The sequence below is a fragment of the Bacillus sp. T-10(2022) genome (assembly GCF_056502895.1).
This window is the reverse complement of record NZ_CP113518.1, coordinates 5,224,550-5,239,803: the sequence shown is the minus strand read 5'-3', so window position 1 is coordinate 5,239,803 and position 15,254 is coordinate 5,224,550. Positions and strand designations below refer to the sequence as shown.

Sequence of the window (15,254 nt, the reverse complement as noted above, 5' to 3'; positions counted from 1 at the left end):
GAACGGAAATGTAGGTCATGGTGGAATAGTTTAATAGCAAAGCTTGCCAATATACCAATCCATACCATTATGGATAATTTTAAAAAAGATAGGACACAACAGTACACTATTATGCTCCCAACTTTCATCATTGATATTATACCTTTAATTATGAAAAGAAACAATCCTGGAAAGAGGGTATCATTCCCAAATTCCTTTCGTTTTTCTTCGCGTTGATTTATGATAAGAAAATTGAGAACTTAATTTTCTTGAATTGGAGTGACGCAACGGTGTCAAAAGTTATCCATGAATTCAATGATATGATTCGTAAGCTGCGCAAGGAACTATTCGGTAAAGGACCAGAACGCATACACACGGTTTTCGTGGAAAATATGGCCGTTTCTACGTTATATGGGAATTTGACTCCTACGGAAATGTTCATATCAAGATCGGAGGAAGGAAGGGATATGGTCCATTCTGCACGAACCAAAATGGTTCAGGATGTGTATTCGGAGAGTCCCCCTGATGGAATGGAAGAACTGGTTGGAGCTAAACTGCTCCATTTGTTTTCAGACATCAAAATCAAAGAGAACATAGCTATTTCCGTATTCGTTTTTGATAAGAATATAGCGGACAAACTCAACGGGCATTGACCATGTTCCTACATATTGGTCAATTGGCTCCTGGATATTAAAAGGAGTGGGAACATGAAAGCGATTGAAATCAAGAGGGACATCATCCGGATAACCAAAGGTAACATCGAGCGGACGGAAGATGCGATCGTAACGGAGCATCCCGTTACTGTCAAAATAAATGGCCAGGAATTCGTCACGATGGTTTGTACACCTGAATACATCGAGGATATGGTGATTGGTTATTTGGCTTCGGAAGGAATCATCAAAAAATATGATGAGATAAAAGAAATCTGGGTCCAGGAAAAAGAAGGCTTTGTTCATGTGAAGACAGATAAAGTGAATCCTTACTTCCAGGACTTTCAAAATAAGCGGTATATTACATCATGCTGCGGAATGAGCAGACAAGGTTTCGTCTTTGTAAATGATGCATTGACTGCCAAGAAAATGGATGATGTTTCGGTGAAACTGACTCCTGATGACTGCTTCCGCTTGATGAAGGATTTACAAAATTCTGCTGTCACCTTCCAGAACACGGGCGGAGTCCACAATGCCGCTTTATGTGATGCCGGTGGTCTCGTATTAAGCAGGATGGACATCGGAAGGCATAATGCCTTGGACAAAATATACGGGCATTGCTTAAAAAATGGCATTTCGATAGAAGGGAAGGCTATCGTGTTCAGCGGCCGGATTTCATCGGAAATTCTTTTGAAAGTGGCGAAAATCGGCTGTGAACTAATACTCTCGAAATCCGCTCCAACTGAATTGGCTTTGGAGTTGGCTGAAGGATTGGGAATCACGACCGTCGGGTTCATTCGCAATGATTCACTGAATATCTACACATGTCCTGAAAGAATTCTATTGAATGACTGAGCATCCTTCGCTGGAAGGATGCTTATCGGAAAGTCCTGCCGGTTTGGCCTGGGCTTTTTTGTATTTGTAAAAGGATATATCCAACAGGCCTTTTATGGTACAGTTTTTATAAAACATTCAAGGGAATTCGTATCGGGGGAAGGGTTATGAACGAAAGGGATTGGCATATTTTAAAGGTGTTACATGAACACAGGAATATTACTAAAACGGCGCAAAGTTTATATATCTCGCAACCTTCTTTAACGAAACGGATTCAACAAATAGAGAAGGAATTCAATCTAAAGATTGTGGAGCGGGGAACTAGGGGAGTGCAGTTCACCCCTCAAGGTGAATATTTGGCCATCTGTGCAGATGAGATGCTGATCAGGCTCCGGCAAATAAAAGAGACAGCATTCAATATGGGTCAGGAGATCAGTGGAACATTACGGCTGGGTGTTTCCAACTATATTACGCTGCATAAGTTGCCAGGCCTGCTGAAAATATTTCGTGAGCGATTTCCTAAAGTGGATTTCCATGTGACAACTGGCTGGAGTAAAGAAGTGCTGAACCTCATTTATAAGGAAGAAGTGCATGTCGGGATTGTTCGGGGGGACTATCAATGGTCAGGATCAAGGCATCATCTTTTTGAGGAAACGATTTGTATTGCTTCCAAGGAAGAAATCGAAGTCCGGAACCTGCCTTTCCTGCCGAGGATCGATTATGGGACAGATGCTCTTTTGAAAACAATGATCGATAATTGGTGGAGAGACAATTTTTCCGGACCTCCTTTGGTGGGGATGGAAGTGGACAAAGGGGATACATGCAAGGAAATGGTCAGGAATGGCCTGGGATATGGCATCCTCCCCAGTGTTTTATTGGAGAAAGACCAAAACCTCCGTCAAATGGACCTTAAGGACAAGCAAGGTAATCCCCTTATCAGGAATACATGGATGTTATATCATGAAAAGTCGCTGGAATTAAAACTGGTTAAAGAGTTTGTCGAATTTGTCAAAGGCGTCGATTTCATGAGGGATATTTAACTGGAAGCGCAGAAACCTCTGTGCTTTTTTATCATTCCTTTTTCGAATGGATAACGATAATTTATTGGTATTTTAATAATGGTTATCCCGGCATTATGATAGATGGGAGATGTAAATCATCAGGAATTTGCCTAAGGAATGGAGAGGAAGTCAAGTGAGTGTCCTGTTTCTGATCGTATTGAATGTCATTGTGCCGGTCTTTTTCCTAATAGGGGCGGGGGCCATTCTGCATCGTAAATTCAAGTTGGATATGAATACGCTGTCTAAATTGAATCACTTCCTGCTCATGCCGGCCATTAGCTTTATTAATATCTATCAAAGTAAAATGGGCGGGGGGATGATCGTCCAGATATTCAGCTTCCTTGCTCTTCAAGCAGTAAGCCTCATCATCGTGAGTACAGTGATTGCTAAACTTGCCAGGTTTGATCAAAGCCTTTCGGCCACGTTTAAAAATAGTGTAGTCCTGAATAACTCAGCCAATTTCGGGTTACCCGTCAGCCAGATGGTTTTTCACGGAAATCCTCTTGGGCTGTCGATCCAAGTCATCGTGATCATTTTTCAAAACCTCTTGACCTATACCTATGGATTGATGAATTCCGTTTCCGTCCATACAAAAAGTGCGAAGGGCGCCATTCGCGAGTTCTTGAAGAACCCCGTCATTTATGCTTTATTACTCGGTTTTCTATTACAGGCAGCTTCTTTCGACATTCCTCTGTTCTTATGGACCCCGATTGATAATATCGCGAGTGCCTTCATAGCCATTGCCCTGATTACATTGGGTGCACAGAGTGCCTATTTGAAAATGACGCATTTCCCGCTTCCGCTTATCCTTAGCTTGGTTGGAAGGTTGATCCTTTCACCATCCATCGCCTTCCTGATCATCCTCATGCTGGGCTTGGAAGGAACTGTCGCCCAAGGGTTGTTTATCGCAAGCTCATTTCCAACATCGAGAAACAGCGCATTATTCGCTTTGGAATATGACAACCATCCGGAGTATGCGGCACAGGCAGTCTTGATGTCGACTTTATTCAGCAGCATAACGGTAACGATGGTCGTATATCTATCAAAAATACTATTCTAGCAGGGCTGCTCAAAAGGTGCAGTCCTTTCCCCCTTTTCCTGCGATAAAACTTTATGAACAATATGGAAGTTATGGAAGTTATGCATTTTAGTTGGGCAATCAAAGAAAACGAAGATATTTTTGTAGAATTAAGAAAACGCTTTCAAAAGGGGGATTATTATGTTTTCTCGTAAAAAGATTTCAGCGGTCATATTAGCGGGTTCGTTAGCTTTAAGTTTAGGTGCATGCAGCAGTTCGGGTACATCAGGAGAAAAGAAAGAAAGTACAGGTTATCCGAAAAAAGCGATAACGGTCGTTGCTCCATCGGGCGCAGGCGGGGGATGGGATCTAACCGCCCGTTCATTTACAAAGGTCTTGGGTGAGACAAAACTGGTGAACCAGCCATTAACCGTCGAAAACAAACCCGGTGGCGGGGGCGCTGTCTTCATGGCGGATTATGCAACACAGCAAGCGGATAACAATGACATGCTGTTCGTAAATTCACCGCCTGTCATCATCAATAACCTTAAAAAAGAAGGCAACAGTCCTTATGGATATAAAAATACGACTCCTTTGGCGCAGCTGACTAAGGATTATGGGGCGATAGTGGTAAAGGCGGATTCTGAATTCAAGGATTTGAAATCAGTGCTGGAAGCGGTGAAAAAAGATCCGCGTAAGTTGACCTTTGCAGGAGGATCGGCTCCGGGATCCATGGATCATTTGATTTCCATTCTTCCAGCCTATGAATATGGCTTGAATCCAACCGAACTTAAATACGTTTCGTACGACGGTGGCGGGGAAGCGATTACGGCATTGCTTGGCGGAAATGCGGATGTGATCGGAACGGATGCATCCAGTGTCAGGGAATTTTTAAAAGCAGGAAAGATTAGAGTGTTGGCCGTAACCTCGACTGAACGTTTAGGTGGGGATCTTAAAGACATACCTACTGCAAAGGAACAAGGTGTTGATGCTGAATTCACGATTTGGAGAGGCGTTTTTGGACCTCAGAATATGTCTGGTGAAGCGAAAACCTTTTGGGACGGAACCATTGAGAAGCTAGTTGAAACTTCTGAATGGAAAAAGGAAGTGGAAGTGCAGGGATGGGAACAAGAATATAAAAATAGTGAAGAATTCAGCAAGTTTTTAGAAGAACAGGAGAAACAGGTGCAGCAATTATTGGAAGCTTTAGGTATGGAAAAATAATCGAGAAGAAGGGGGTGCTTTCACCTTCTTCTTATTTTCTGAAATGGAGGGATTGTGATGGATGTTAAATTTGATCGCTTTGCTTCTGTAGCCTTCCTGGCTGTCGGAGTGCTGTTTATGATAGGAAGCAGGAAACTGGCCAGTTCTTCTTATGGAAGTTCGGTAGGACCGGACATTTTCCCATTTGTATTGGGGCTCGTTCTTTCTCTTTTAAGTATTCGCCTGTTCTATGAGGCATTTCGGGGCAAGGGGCAGGAATCACGTAAAGACAAGCTGCAATATAAACCCTTTATCATCATTCTGCTCTCCACCTTGATTTATATTTTGACATTGGAAACGATAGGATATGTCATTACGACCTTTCTGTTTTTGTTTGTTTGCTTCCAAACGATGGAACGAAATAAGTGGGTGACATCGCTCATCATTTCCGCAGGATTTTCCGGAATCATCTATTATTTATTCGTGAATGTGTTAAAGGGAACACTGCCGGGGTGGCCAATCTGGTTTTCATAAAAGGAAGGGGGATGTGAAGTGGGCACTTTTGATTATTTAATGCATGGTTTTGAAACGGCACTAACCTGGTATAATATACTTTTTGCATTTGTCGGAGTATTGATCGGTACGGCAGTCGGCGTTTTGCCGGGGATCGGGCCGATGAGCGGTGTGGCACTTTTAATTCCGGTAACCGCTTCGATTACAGGGGGACTTCCCCCAGAGCAAGCGGCAACAAGCGCCATCATTTTACTCGCAGGTGTTTATTATGGAGCGATGTATGGAGGATCGACAACTTCAATCCTATTGAATACACCTGGTGAATCTTCTTCTGTCGTCACCACACTGGATGGCTACCAAATGGCCAAGAAGGGAAGAGCAGGGAGTGCTTTATCGATTTCGGCAATCGGTTCCTTCGTCGGAGGGATCGTCACCCTTGTCGCCATGATTGCCTTGGCTCAGCCATTATCGACGATTGCCATTAAATTCGGTCCGGCTGAGTATTTTTCGCTCATGCTTCTAGGGTTGGCGGCAGTCAGCGGCCTCGCGGGAAAATCCGTAACAAAGGCACTGATCATGACGGTTTGCGGTTTGTTGATCGGGACGATAGGCATCGATAATGTATCCGGAATCGCCCGTTTTACATTCGACATTCCTTGGCTGTATCAAGGGGTCGAATTCCTGACGATCGCAGTGGGTCTATTCGCCCTTGGGGAAGTATTCAAGACAATCTTGGAAAAAGACGAGGATGATGGGGAAATTGCAAAGATCAATAATTTGATTCCTTCCAAAGAAGAATTCAAGGAATCTGCGGGGCCGATTGCGAGGGGATCGCTCTTAGGTTTCTTTGTAGGAATTCTGCCAGGTGCAGGGGCCACTCTTGCTTCCTTCTTCTCATACCTTATGGAAAAACGGATTTCAAAAAAACCTGGGAGATTCGGTACAGGGGCGATCGCTGGTGTGGCTGGTCCTGAAACGGCCAATAATGCGGCTTCTGGCGGAGCGATGATACCATTATTGACGCTGGGAATTCCAGGTTCCGGTACAACGGCGATTTTAATGGGTGCGCTCATGATGTACAATGTTCAGCCAGGTCCATTATTATTCGAGGACCATCCCCAGGTGGCTTGGGGGCTTATCGCCAGCATGTTCATCGGGAATCTGATGCTCCTCATCCTTAATCTCCCACTCGTTAAGGTTTTTGCGAAAATCATTGAAACGCCAAAGAAATATTTGATTCCGATCATTATCGCGATTTCCATTTTTGGTGTTTATGCGGTACAAGTATCGACTTATGATTTATTGCTATTACTAGGATGCGGGATCTTGGGATATTTCTTAAGTAAAAATGATTATCCAATCGCCCCGTTGGTATTAGGCCTGGTTTTAGGACCGATGATAGAAAATAATATGCGCAGGGCACTGACAATATCCGATGGGGATTACAGTTTGTTTTTCACTCGGCCGCTTTCGCTGACATTCCTGATCGTAACGGCATTATGGCTGCTCATTCCGGTTTTACTTAAGAAGAGAGGGAAGGATGTTGTCATCAATATTGAAGGTTAATCGATATTTTCTGAATGTTGCGAAATAACCCCTTTTTTAAAGGGGTTATTTTTTATATGATGTAAGTAGAGGTGATTGAATGCGTTTACACACCAAGTTGATGCTGGGCATCTGTACGTTAATCATCTTAATGGGTGGAATCTTTGAAGTTATTTTCATAAATATACTGGAAAATAACCTGAAGCAGGAAACAGGGGAAAAAGCATTGTCGGTTGCCCAGACCGTTTCTTTACTGCCTGAAATTAAACAAGCTTTTCGAACGGATAATCCTTCTGTAATCATCCAGCCCATCGCGGAAAGAATTCGCAGGCAGATCGATGCGGAATTCATAGTAATAGGAGATGAGAATGAAACACGGTTGTCCCATCCAAATCCAAACTTGATCGGGAAGAAAATGGTTGGGGGAGATAACGCCGAGGTTTGGGATGGGAAATCCATCATCACGGAGTCCACTGGCACATTGGGACCTTCCATTAGGGGGAAATCCCCGATAATCGCCAATGAAAAGGTCATTGGTGTCGTCTCCGTTGGCTACCTTCAGGATGATATTGAAAAAGAAGTGTCCAGTATACAAAGAAAGATCGTCTTGATCATCTCTTTTATATTAATCGGCGGTTTGTTGGTGGCCTTTTTCATTTCATTCAATATAAAAAAGGCGATATTGGGTCTGGAGCCGAAAGAGATCGCCTGGATGTTTCAAGAAAAGCATGCCATTTTGGAATCCATTCATGAAGGCATCATTGCCATTGATGTTCATGGGAAAATCACGGTCGTCAATGAAACGGCGCATAAAATCCTTCATATACCTAAAGACGTCATGCTTCGCGGGCAAAAAATCGAAGAAGTCTTAACGCATACACATTTGCTTGATGTAGTCAGCACGGCACGTGCCGAATATGACCAGGAATTCATGATTGACGGTGAAGTTTTTTTGGCAAGCCGGATTCCCATTTTGAATGGACAGGGTGAAATCATCGGTGCAGTTGCAAGTTTGAGAAATAAATCGGAACTATCCAATCTCCTTCAGGAACTGTCACATGTAAAGGCGTATGCAGAAGGGCTGAGGGCCCAGACACATGAATATTCGAATCGGCTTTATACACTGCTAGGCTTGATTCAACTCGGTTCATATAAAGAAGCGATGGATTTCATATCGAAGGAAGTCGATGTCACCCAAGGTTTCATTCACTTTCTGATGAAGGAAGTACCTGATCCGATCATTGCGGGGTTCATCTTAGGGAAGGTAAGTTTAGCCAGCGAGCTGAAAATTGATTTTACCATCGATAGAGAAAGCAGTTTTAAAGATATTCCGTCCGAAATAGATCGGGATTTATTGGTGACGATCATCGGCAATCTCATCAATAATGCCTTCGAAGCTGTGCGGGAAAACGAAAGGGAGGAAAAAAGGGTATCGTTGTTCGTCACGGACTTGGGTAAAGAGTTGATCATAGAGGTTGAAGATAATGGAAAAGGGATGAACCCAGATGTTACCGAACTGATTTTCCAGGACGGTTTTACGACGAAAAGCCATCAAACCAATTCAGGAATAGGTTTGAGCCTTGTTCAGGAAGCGATTGATGGATTAGGGGGATATATCACTTTTTCGACTGAAGAAGGGGAATATACGATTTTTACCGTAGCTATACCAAAAAACAGAGGGGGGATGAAATGATGGCCAATCGCGATATAGAAGTTCTGATCGTAGAAGATGACCTGCGGATTGCGGAGATACAAAAGCTATTCATCGAAAAGCTTGAGGGGTTTCAAACGATCGGAATCGCGTCAAGCTATGACGAGGCTAAAAGCTTCATCGAAATCATGCAGCCGGATCTATTGCTGCTCGATATGTATTTTCCGGATATGAATGGGCTCGATATCCTGAAAGAAATCAAGCAGCAAAGCAAACAAATGGATGTCATCATGATTACGGCGGCTAAAGAAATCGAAAAAGTCCAGGAAGCCATCAAAATCGGCATATTTGATTATATTATCAAGCCTGTCGCATTTGAACGTTTCAAGCAGTCCTTACGCCGATATCAAGAGTATCACATTAAGCTGTCAGAATTGGAAGAGGGCAATTTTCCCGTAACGCAGCAACAGGTGGATAAGCTTTTGCGAAAGGAAATGAAAGAAAAAGAGAGGGAACAGACTTCACTGCCAAAAGGGATCGATCGGATGACTTTGGAGAAGGTGATGGTTGTGTTGGGGAAATCCTCCCCGGGGTTAACTGCCGAAATAGTGGCAAAGGAAATCGGTGTGAGCAGGACAACGGCAAGGCGTTATCTGGAGCACTTGATGTCAGAGGAAAAAATTGATGCCGATTTAACATATGGCACGGTAGGACGTCCTGAACGGGTTTATGCCATCAAGATTTAAATGGGTTCGCCAAGCGGCGGATCTTTTTTTATTTGCTCGAATAAATGTAAGGCTTTTTCTTGGAATCAGATTGATGGGAATTCATCGTTTTTTTAAGTGTAAAAATGATGAATGAGGAAAAAATACGTGTGAATAGTTTTGAGGCAGACAAGTATATGACAAGTGTCATGGCAGGGATAATGACGTTTATGACTATAGAAAATCGGTTATTAATCCTATACTTAAAGCAGAGATACCGACATCGTTTTTCGAATTAATACATTCAAACACTCCATATATTTTAAGAGGAGGAAAACATGAGTAACCATAATCAAAAACAATTGAGAAAAGATATTGCCCCTTTTGAAAAATCCAATACTAAATCAAGCGTGAAACAGCTCATAAATACATTTCCGCCATTTTTCCTGTTATGGTTTTTAGCTTATCAGAGCTTAACCATCTCATACTGGCTGACCCTTGCATTTGCCGTATTGGCTTCAGGGTTTGTAATCAGGATTTTCATCATCTTCCATGATTGCTGTCATCAGTCGTTTTTCAAAAGCAGGAAAGCGAATAGCATCCTGGGTACAATCAGTGGAATCGTCACATTATTTCCGTATGAGCAATGGAAGCATAGCCACTCCATACATCATGCAACGAGCAGTAATTTAAACAAACGCGGTACAGGGGATATTTGGGTCATGACCGTTGATGAATATATCGCCGCTTCATTCTGGGGGCGTCTTGCTTACCGTTTATATAGAAATCCGATCGTCATGTTTGGATTGGGTCCATTTTATCTATTTCTTGTATCGAACCGTCTGAATAAAAAGGGCGCTAAAAAGAAAGAACGGATGAATACGTATTTGACAAATGCTTCAATCGTGACAATTTATGGTCTTTTATGCTTGGCTATCGGATGGCAGGCATTCCTGATGATTCAGGTACCGATGCTTTTTGTAACGGGATCACTGGGCATCTGGCTGTTTTATGTACAGCATCAGTTCGAAGATTCTTATTTCGAAGAGGAATCTGAATGGGATTACGTGAAGGCTGCCATCGATGGAAGTTCTTATTATAAACTTCCAAAGGTTTTGCAATGGGTAACCGGTAATATCGGTTTCCACCACGTGCATCATCTTAGTCCAAGAGTGCCAAACTATAACTTGGAAAAAGTCCATGATTCCACCCTGCCATTGCAGCAGGCAACGACAATCACCCTTAGTTCAAGTTTAAAATCGCTTCGCTTCCGCCTTTATGATGGAGAAAACAAGACGTTTGTAAGTTTTAAAGAGATTAAGGAACGTCTAAATGAAACAAAATCTAAGGTGGAAATCAATAATAAACGTCCAAGTCTTCAAGAAAAATAAATAGTTCATCAAAAAACCATTCGATTCCCATTGGATGGTTTTTTGATGAAACTCATTAGTATATACTAGGATAAAAAGAAATAGAGGCGGCGCCATGCAAAGTTGGTATCATATCTTTCCGAAAAACACAGGGCTGAGCCCTTATGTCTGGATCATTTTTTGTATCCTTCCTTTTTATTTCATCTTCAAATCCTCTTCGATGTTGGAGATAGTCTTTGGAATCGTCATGATCATTTTGTTTTTCATATCATATGGTCTCTCATTCGTTTCGAAGGGATGGCCCGTATACGTATGGACGGCGATACAAATAATCATTTCCATATCGATGACCATATTTTTCAGCTACATTTACTTTTCACTCTTTTTGGCATTCTTTATTGGGAATGTTCAAAATAAGGTTGGCTTTTTCGTATTATATTCGATCCAGCTATTGGCTACCATCGTGTCTGTCAATATTGGCTTCATAATGAAAGACCCTACCTTCTTTTCGCAATTTCCCTTTATGCTCATTTGTGTGGTAGGCGTGATCCTGCTCCCTTTCAACACGTATAATCGGAATAAACGAGGCATGCTGGAAGAACAATTGGAGGACGCTCATAAAAGAATATCAGAGCTTGGCAAAATGGAAGAACGTCAGCGGATTGCCCGTGACTTACATGATACACTTGGACAAAAGCTGTCTTTGATCGGCTTGAAAAGTGACCTTGCAGGGAAATTGATCGATTTGAATCCGGAGACGGCCAAGAAGGAAATCAAGGATATCCGTCAAACGGCGAGGACGGCACTCAAGGAAGTACGTGAAATGGTGTCGGAAATGCGTGGGTCCAAGCTAAGCGATGAAATCATCCGGGTCAAGCAAATATTGAAAGCGGCAGAGATAGAATTCAAGTTGGAAGGGACCACGGAATTGCAAGATACCCCATTGCTTGTTGAAACGGTTTTGAGCATGTGCTTGAAGGAAGCTGTGACCAATATCGTCAAACATAGCGGTGCCGACTGCTGTAATATCGTCATCGAAGAATTACAAACAGGAGTGACGATCACAGTACAGGATAATGGAGTGGGGCTTTCACATAGATCAGAGTATATTAAAGGCAATGGACTTCAAGGAATGAAAGAAAGGCTCGAATTCGTTAATGGCAGCCTGGATATTAAATCAACAGAGGGAACGACACTTTATATAAGGGTTCCGAATGCTATAAAAAATAATGGATAGGTGGGATTAACCTTGATTCGAATCGTAATTGCCGAAGATCAGCGGATGCTGCTTGGCGCGCTGGGTTCCATCCTTGATTTGGAAAGTGATATGGAAGTTGTAGGAAAAGCGAGCAATGGGGAAGAAGCAATGAATCTCGTCAATCAATTAAAGCCGGATATCTGCATAACCGATATTGAAATGCCAGTTAAAACGGGACTCGATGTAGCGGAGGAGATCAAGGAGCAGGGCCACCAATGCAAAGTCATCATTTTGACCACCTTTGCACGTCCTGGGTATTTTGAAAGAGCCAGAAAGGCCGAGGTAGGCGGATATCTTCTGAAGGATAGCCCAAGTGAGGAACTGGCGAACTCCATCCGTGTCATCATGGATGGTCGGCGCATTTATGCCCCAGAGCTGGTGGATATGGCTTTCGAAGAAGAAAACCCGTTGACTGAACGAGAGAGCCAAGTGCTCAAATTGATCGCAGATGGTAAGACCACAAAGGAAATCGCAAGCCAGCTTTATCTGACCAATGGAACGGTCCGTAATTATATATCGGTCATCCTCGATAAATTGGATGTGAGCAACCGCGTTGAAGCGATTGTAAGATTCAAGGAAAAGGGCTGGTCAAAGGATTGATCAAAGGGTAAATCCCTTGCGGCTTCGCAAATCAAAAAAGCACAGTGTCAGAATTGAAATATGGTATATTAATTTTTATTACATACAGGGAAGGGGATGACCGTTATGCAAAAGGCTACATTTGCTGGAGGCTGTTTTTGGTGCATGGTGACACCATTTGAAGAACAACCGGGGATTGGGGGAATCGTATCCGGTTATACGGGAGGACGTGTTGAAAACCCGACTTATGAGGAAGTGAAGACGGGAACTACGGGGCATTATGAAGTCGTGGAAATCACTTACGATCCTCAGTTATTTCCATATGAAAGATTGCTGGAGCTATATTGGCAGCAAATCGATCCAACCGACGATGGCGGTCAATTCCATGACAGAGGAAGCCAATATCGGACGGCCGTCTTCTATCATGATGAAGCTCAAGAAAAACTGGCTCTTGAAGCGAAAGAAAAGGTAGCGGCCAGCGGGAAGTTCCAGAAACCAATCGTAACGGAAATCCTTCCGGCCCAAACCTTTTACCCTGCCGAAGAATACCATCAAGGCTATCATAAAAAAAACAAAGATGATTATAAAGCGGACCGTGCGAAATCGGGACGCGATGAATTCATTGACCAGCATTGGAATGGTGAATGAAATGGATCGGGTGTGTTTTCACATCCGGTTCTTTTTTTTGACCTTTTAAAGGCACAAAAATTAAATTCATTATTTCATCGGATTTTTATGCTGAGGGGTCAATTTCTCATGATATTTTCATATTTCTTCAGTACACTAAGGGGTAGGTGGTGATGATCATGAATAAGAGAATTTTAATAATAGAAGATGAAGAAAAAATAGCGAGGGTTCTCCAGCTGGAACTTAATCATGAGGGTTATCAAACAGAATCGGCTTTTACCGGAAAGACAGGTCTGGAAAGGGCAGAAGCCGAAGAGTGGGATTTAATCTTATTGGATGTGATGCTGCCCGAGTTGAATGGCATAGAAGTACTTAGGCGTTACCGGAAAAAGAATGGATCTACACCGGTCATCCTTCTAACCGCAAGGGATGCTGTGCCAGACAAGGTGAATGGCCTGGACCATGGTGCGAATGATTATGTAACGAAGCCGTTTGAAATTGAAGAGCTTCTGGCACGGATCCGTGCTTGTTTTCGTACCAATGTACGGGAGAGCCAATCAGAAGGTGAAGTGGATGAACTAAAAATCCATGACCTTAAGTTGAACCTTGGTACAAGGGACATTCACAGGCAAGGCAATAGGATTGAGCTGACTTCCCGCGAGTTCGATTTGCTGGTTTATCTTTTGCAAAATAAAAATCAAGTACTTTCGAGGGAACAAATCCTGACGCATGTATGGGGATATGACTTTGCAGGGGATACGAATGTGGTTGATGTATATATCCGTTATTTGCGCAAAAAGATAGATTATCCCTTTGAGGTGCAGCTCATCCATACTTATCGCGGGGTAGGATATAGCCTGAAGGAGCCAGTATGAAGATTCGGACTAAAATCCAATCGTATTCCAGTCTTTTTTTAAGCGTCATGCTCATATTGTTGAGTATCATCGTTTTAATCGCCTTCCTTTGGATATCGATAGAGAGGGAACGGGATCTGCTTGAAGATCAAGCTTCATTAATCGAAGAAAATATCCTGACGAAAGATTTGATTTCCAGTGATTCAGATTTAATGGAGCCGTATATCCCGGACGATGGAATGGTGCGGATATTCAACACTGATGGAAGGCTGGTAAAATCATTTACGGATGAAGAGGACCTTAAGGGGCTTGCGGTTAAATCCATTAACGAGAAAGGATATGATTTTGCCAAAGCTGATGGTGAATATGTATTGACCTACCGTTATCCTTATCCTGATGAGGGGAAGAAGCAAGGGATGATCGAGGTCACACAGCCGCAGGATACCCTTCTTGATAATTTATCGACGCTTGCCCTCGTTTTGGGCGGTGCATCCCTTTTTGTCATTCTGTTATCCATTCTTGCCGGTAAGTGGCTGGCCAACCTGATCCTCAAACCGATATCGATCATGAGCGGAACGATGAAGGATATTGAGAAAAGCGGGGAATTCAAACGGATACCGCTATCGGATCAATCAAAGGACGAGCTGCAGGTGATGGGAGCGGCATTCAACAGGATGATGGAAAGGCTGGAGCGGAATTATAACCAACAGCAGCAATTCCTTTCGGATGCTTCACATGAATTGAAAACACCGATTACGGTAATCGAAAGCTACTCCTCTCTATTGAAACGCTGGGGAATGAAGGATGAGGCGATTCAGGAAGAGGCAGTGGAGGCAATCCATCATGAAGCCGTCCGGATGAAAAAGCTGACGGAGCATCTTCTGCAGTCAGCTTCCCAAACGGAACCCTCAGCTGATGTGGAAGGGGAAATAGAACTTATATCGTTTTGTGAAGGGATTGCGCAAACATTCAGAAGGACGGGAAATCGTGAAATAACGATAGAATCAGAGCTTAAAGAAATATATGCAATGACCATTTCCAGTAAGCTTGAACAGGTGATTGTCATCCTATTGGACAATGCAATGAAATACAGTGAATCAAGTATACAGATTATGATAAAACGGCAGGATAATGAAATTCTCATCGGTGTGAAAGATCATGGCGCAGGGATATCACCAGAACATCTCCCACATGTATTTGACCGTTTTTATCGCGTTGATTCATCGAGGGCAAGGAAAACGGGAGGCAATGGACTCGGTCTTTCCATCGCCCGGAAGCTTGTCGAGTCATTCGACGGTAAATTGGAGATTCAAAGCGAGGTGGGAGAGGGAACGTTGGTGACTCTTACTCTTTCTCATCAAATTCTAATCTGACGCTCATGTTCGTTTCATGAAGGGTGCTTATTATT

15 protein-coding genes are annotated in these 15,254 nt (G+C 43.0%); all 15 read left to right on the top strand.

The features are described 5' to 3' along the window. Positions 1-269: 269 nt before the first annotated feature. Positions 270-632 (top strand): Na-translocating system protein MpsC family protein, encoded by a 363-nt coding sequence (locus tag OSJ91_RS25980; protein ID WP_095390832.1) that lies wholly within the window; start codon positions 270-272, stop codon positions 630-632. A 54-nt stretch (positions 633-686) separates the two neighbouring features. Next, positions 687-1,484: a formate dehydrogenase accessory sulfurtransferase FdhD gene (fdhD, locus tag OSJ91_RS25975; protein ID WP_485890698.1), complete on the top strand. Its 798-nt coding sequence runs from the start codon at positions 687-689 to the stop codon at positions 1,482-1,484. A gap of 146 nt (positions 1,485-1,630) precedes the next feature. Beyond that, positions 1,631-2,503 carry a LysR family transcriptional regulator gene (locus OSJ91_RS25970; RefSeq protein ID WP_098185511.1) on the top strand — a complete coding sequence of 291 codons (873 nt, stop codon included), beginning with the start codon at positions 1,631-1,633 and terminating at the stop codon, positions 2,501-2,503. A 154-nt stretch (positions 2,504-2,657) separates the two neighbouring features. Continuing rightward, positions 2,658-3,584, top strand: coding sequence for an AEC family transporter (locus OSJ91_RS25965; RefSeq protein ID WP_350300521.1), 927 nt, complete (start codon positions 2,658-2,660; stop codon positions 3,582-3,584). 159 nt (positions 3,585-3,743) lie between these two features. Continuing rightward, positions 3,744-4,766 (top strand): Bug family tripartite tricarboxylate transporter substrate binding protein, encoded by a 1,023-nt coding sequence (locus tag OSJ91_RS25960; RefSeq protein WP_350300520.1) that lies wholly within the window; start codon positions 3,744-3,746, stop codon positions 4,764-4,766. 57 nt (positions 4,767-4,823) lie between these two features. Continuing rightward, the gene (locus OSJ91_RS25955; protein ID WP_485890697.1) at positions 4,824-5,279 is read left to right on the top strand and encodes a tripartite tricarboxylate transporter TctB family protein; all 456 of its coding nucleotides are present in this window, start codon (positions 4,824-4,826) and stop codon (positions 5,277-5,279) included. Between the two features lie 18 nt (positions 5,280-5,297). Then, entirely contained in the window at positions 5,298-6,824 is a 1,527-nt protein-coding gene (locus tag OSJ91_RS25950) for a tripartite tricarboxylate transporter permease (protein ID WP_101223696.1), read from the top strand. Between the two features lie 79 nt (positions 6,825-6,903). Beyond that, the gene (locus tag OSJ91_RS25945; RefSeq protein WP_350300518.1) at positions 6,904-8,496 is read left to right on the top strand and encodes an ATP-binding protein; all 1,593 of its coding nucleotides are present in this window, start codon (positions 6,904-6,906) and stop codon (positions 8,494-8,496) included. After that, positions 8,493-9,200, top strand: coding sequence for a response regulator (locus tag OSJ91_RS25940; protein WP_350300517.1), 708 nt, complete (start codon positions 8,493-8,495; stop codon positions 9,198-9,200). Before OSJ91_RS25945 ends, OSJ91_RS25940 begins: the two co-directional genes overlap by 4 nt. Before the next feature lie 296 nt (positions 9,201-9,496). Further along, entirely contained in the window at positions 9,497-10,549 is a 1,053-nt protein-coding gene (gene desA, locus OSJ91_RS25935; protein WP_350300516.1) for a Delta(5) desaturase DesA, read from the top strand. A gap of 94 nt (positions 10,550-10,643) precedes the next feature. Continuing rightward, positions 10,644-11,765: a sensor histidine kinase gene (locus OSJ91_RS25930; RefSeq protein ID WP_350300515.1), complete on the top strand. Its 1,122-nt coding sequence runs from the start codon at positions 10,644-10,646 to the stop codon at positions 11,763-11,765. A 12-nt stretch (positions 11,766-11,777) separates the two neighbouring features. Next, positions 11,778-12,386 carry a response regulator transcription factor gene (locus OSJ91_RS25925; RefSeq protein ID WP_214773034.1) on the top strand — a complete coding sequence of 203 codons (609 nt, stop codon included), beginning with the start codon at positions 11,778-11,780 and terminating at the stop codon, positions 12,384-12,386. A gap of 105 nt (positions 12,387-12,491) precedes the next feature. Then, positions 12,492-13,013, top strand: a complete 522-nt coding sequence (gene msrA, locus OSJ91_RS25920; protein ID WP_413019926.1) for a peptide-methionine (S)-S-oxide reductase MsrA — start codon at positions 12,492-12,494, stop codon at positions 13,011-13,013. Positions 13,014-13,171: 158 nt separating this feature from the next. After that, the gene (locus OSJ91_RS25915) at positions 13,172-13,867 is read left to right on the top strand and encodes a response regulator transcription factor (protein WP_350300513.1); all 696 of its coding nucleotides are present in this window, start codon (positions 13,172-13,174) and stop codon (positions 13,865-13,867) included. Then, on the top strand, positions 13,864-15,219 hold the full coding sequence (locus OSJ91_RS25910) for a sensor histidine kinase (RefSeq protein WP_485890696.1): 1,356 nt from the start codon (positions 13,864-13,866) through the stop codon (positions 15,217-15,219). The genes OSJ91_RS25915 and OSJ91_RS25910 overlap by 4 nt, the downstream gene beginning before the upstream one ends. The last annotated feature ends 35 nt before the right edge of the window (positions 15,220-15,254 follow it).

Bases quoted from the DNA above. Each gene is read 5' to 3' on its own strand.
- desA (WP_350300516.1), top strand. From the start codon at position 9,497: ATGAGTAACCATAATCAAAAACAATTGAGAAAAGATATTGCCCCTTTT.
- OSJ91_RS25915 (WP_350300513.1), top strand. From the start codon at position 13,172: ATGAATAAGAGAATTTTAATAATAGAAGATGAAGAAAAAATAGCGAGG.
- OSJ91_RS25910 (WP_485890696.1), top strand. From the start codon at position 13,864: ATGAAGATTCGGACTAAAATCCAATCGTATTCCAGTCTTTTTTTAAGC.
- OSJ91_RS25970 (WP_098185511.1), top strand. From the start codon at position 1,631: ATGAACGAAAGGGATTGGCATATTTTAAAGGTGTTACATGAACACAGG.
- OSJ91_RS25960 (WP_350300520.1), top strand. From the start codon at position 3,744: ATGTTTTCTCGTAAAAAGATTTCAGCGGTCATATTAGCGGGTTCGTTA.
- OSJ91_RS25940 (WP_350300517.1), top strand. From the start codon at position 8,493: ATGATGGCCAATCGCGATATAGAAGTTCTGATCGTAGAAGATGACCTG.
- OSJ91_RS25955 (WP_485890697.1), top strand. From the start codon at position 4,824: ATGGATGTTAAATTTGATCGCTTTGCTTCTGTAGCCTTCCTGGCTGTC.
- OSJ91_RS25945 (WP_350300518.1), top strand. From the start codon at position 6,904: ATGCGTTTACACACCAAGTTGATGCTGGGCATCTGTACGTTAATCATC.
- OSJ91_RS25930 (WP_350300515.1), top strand. From the start codon at position 10,644: ATGCAAAGTTGGTATCATATCTTTCCGAAAAACACAGGGCTGAGCCCT.
- msrA (WP_413019926.1), top strand. From the start codon at position 12,492: ATGCAAAAGGCTACATTTGCTGGAGGCTGTTTTTGGTGCATGGTGACA.
- fdhD (WP_485890698.1), top strand. From the start codon at position 687: ATGAAAGCGATTGAAATCAAGAGGGACATCATCCGGATAACCAAAGGT.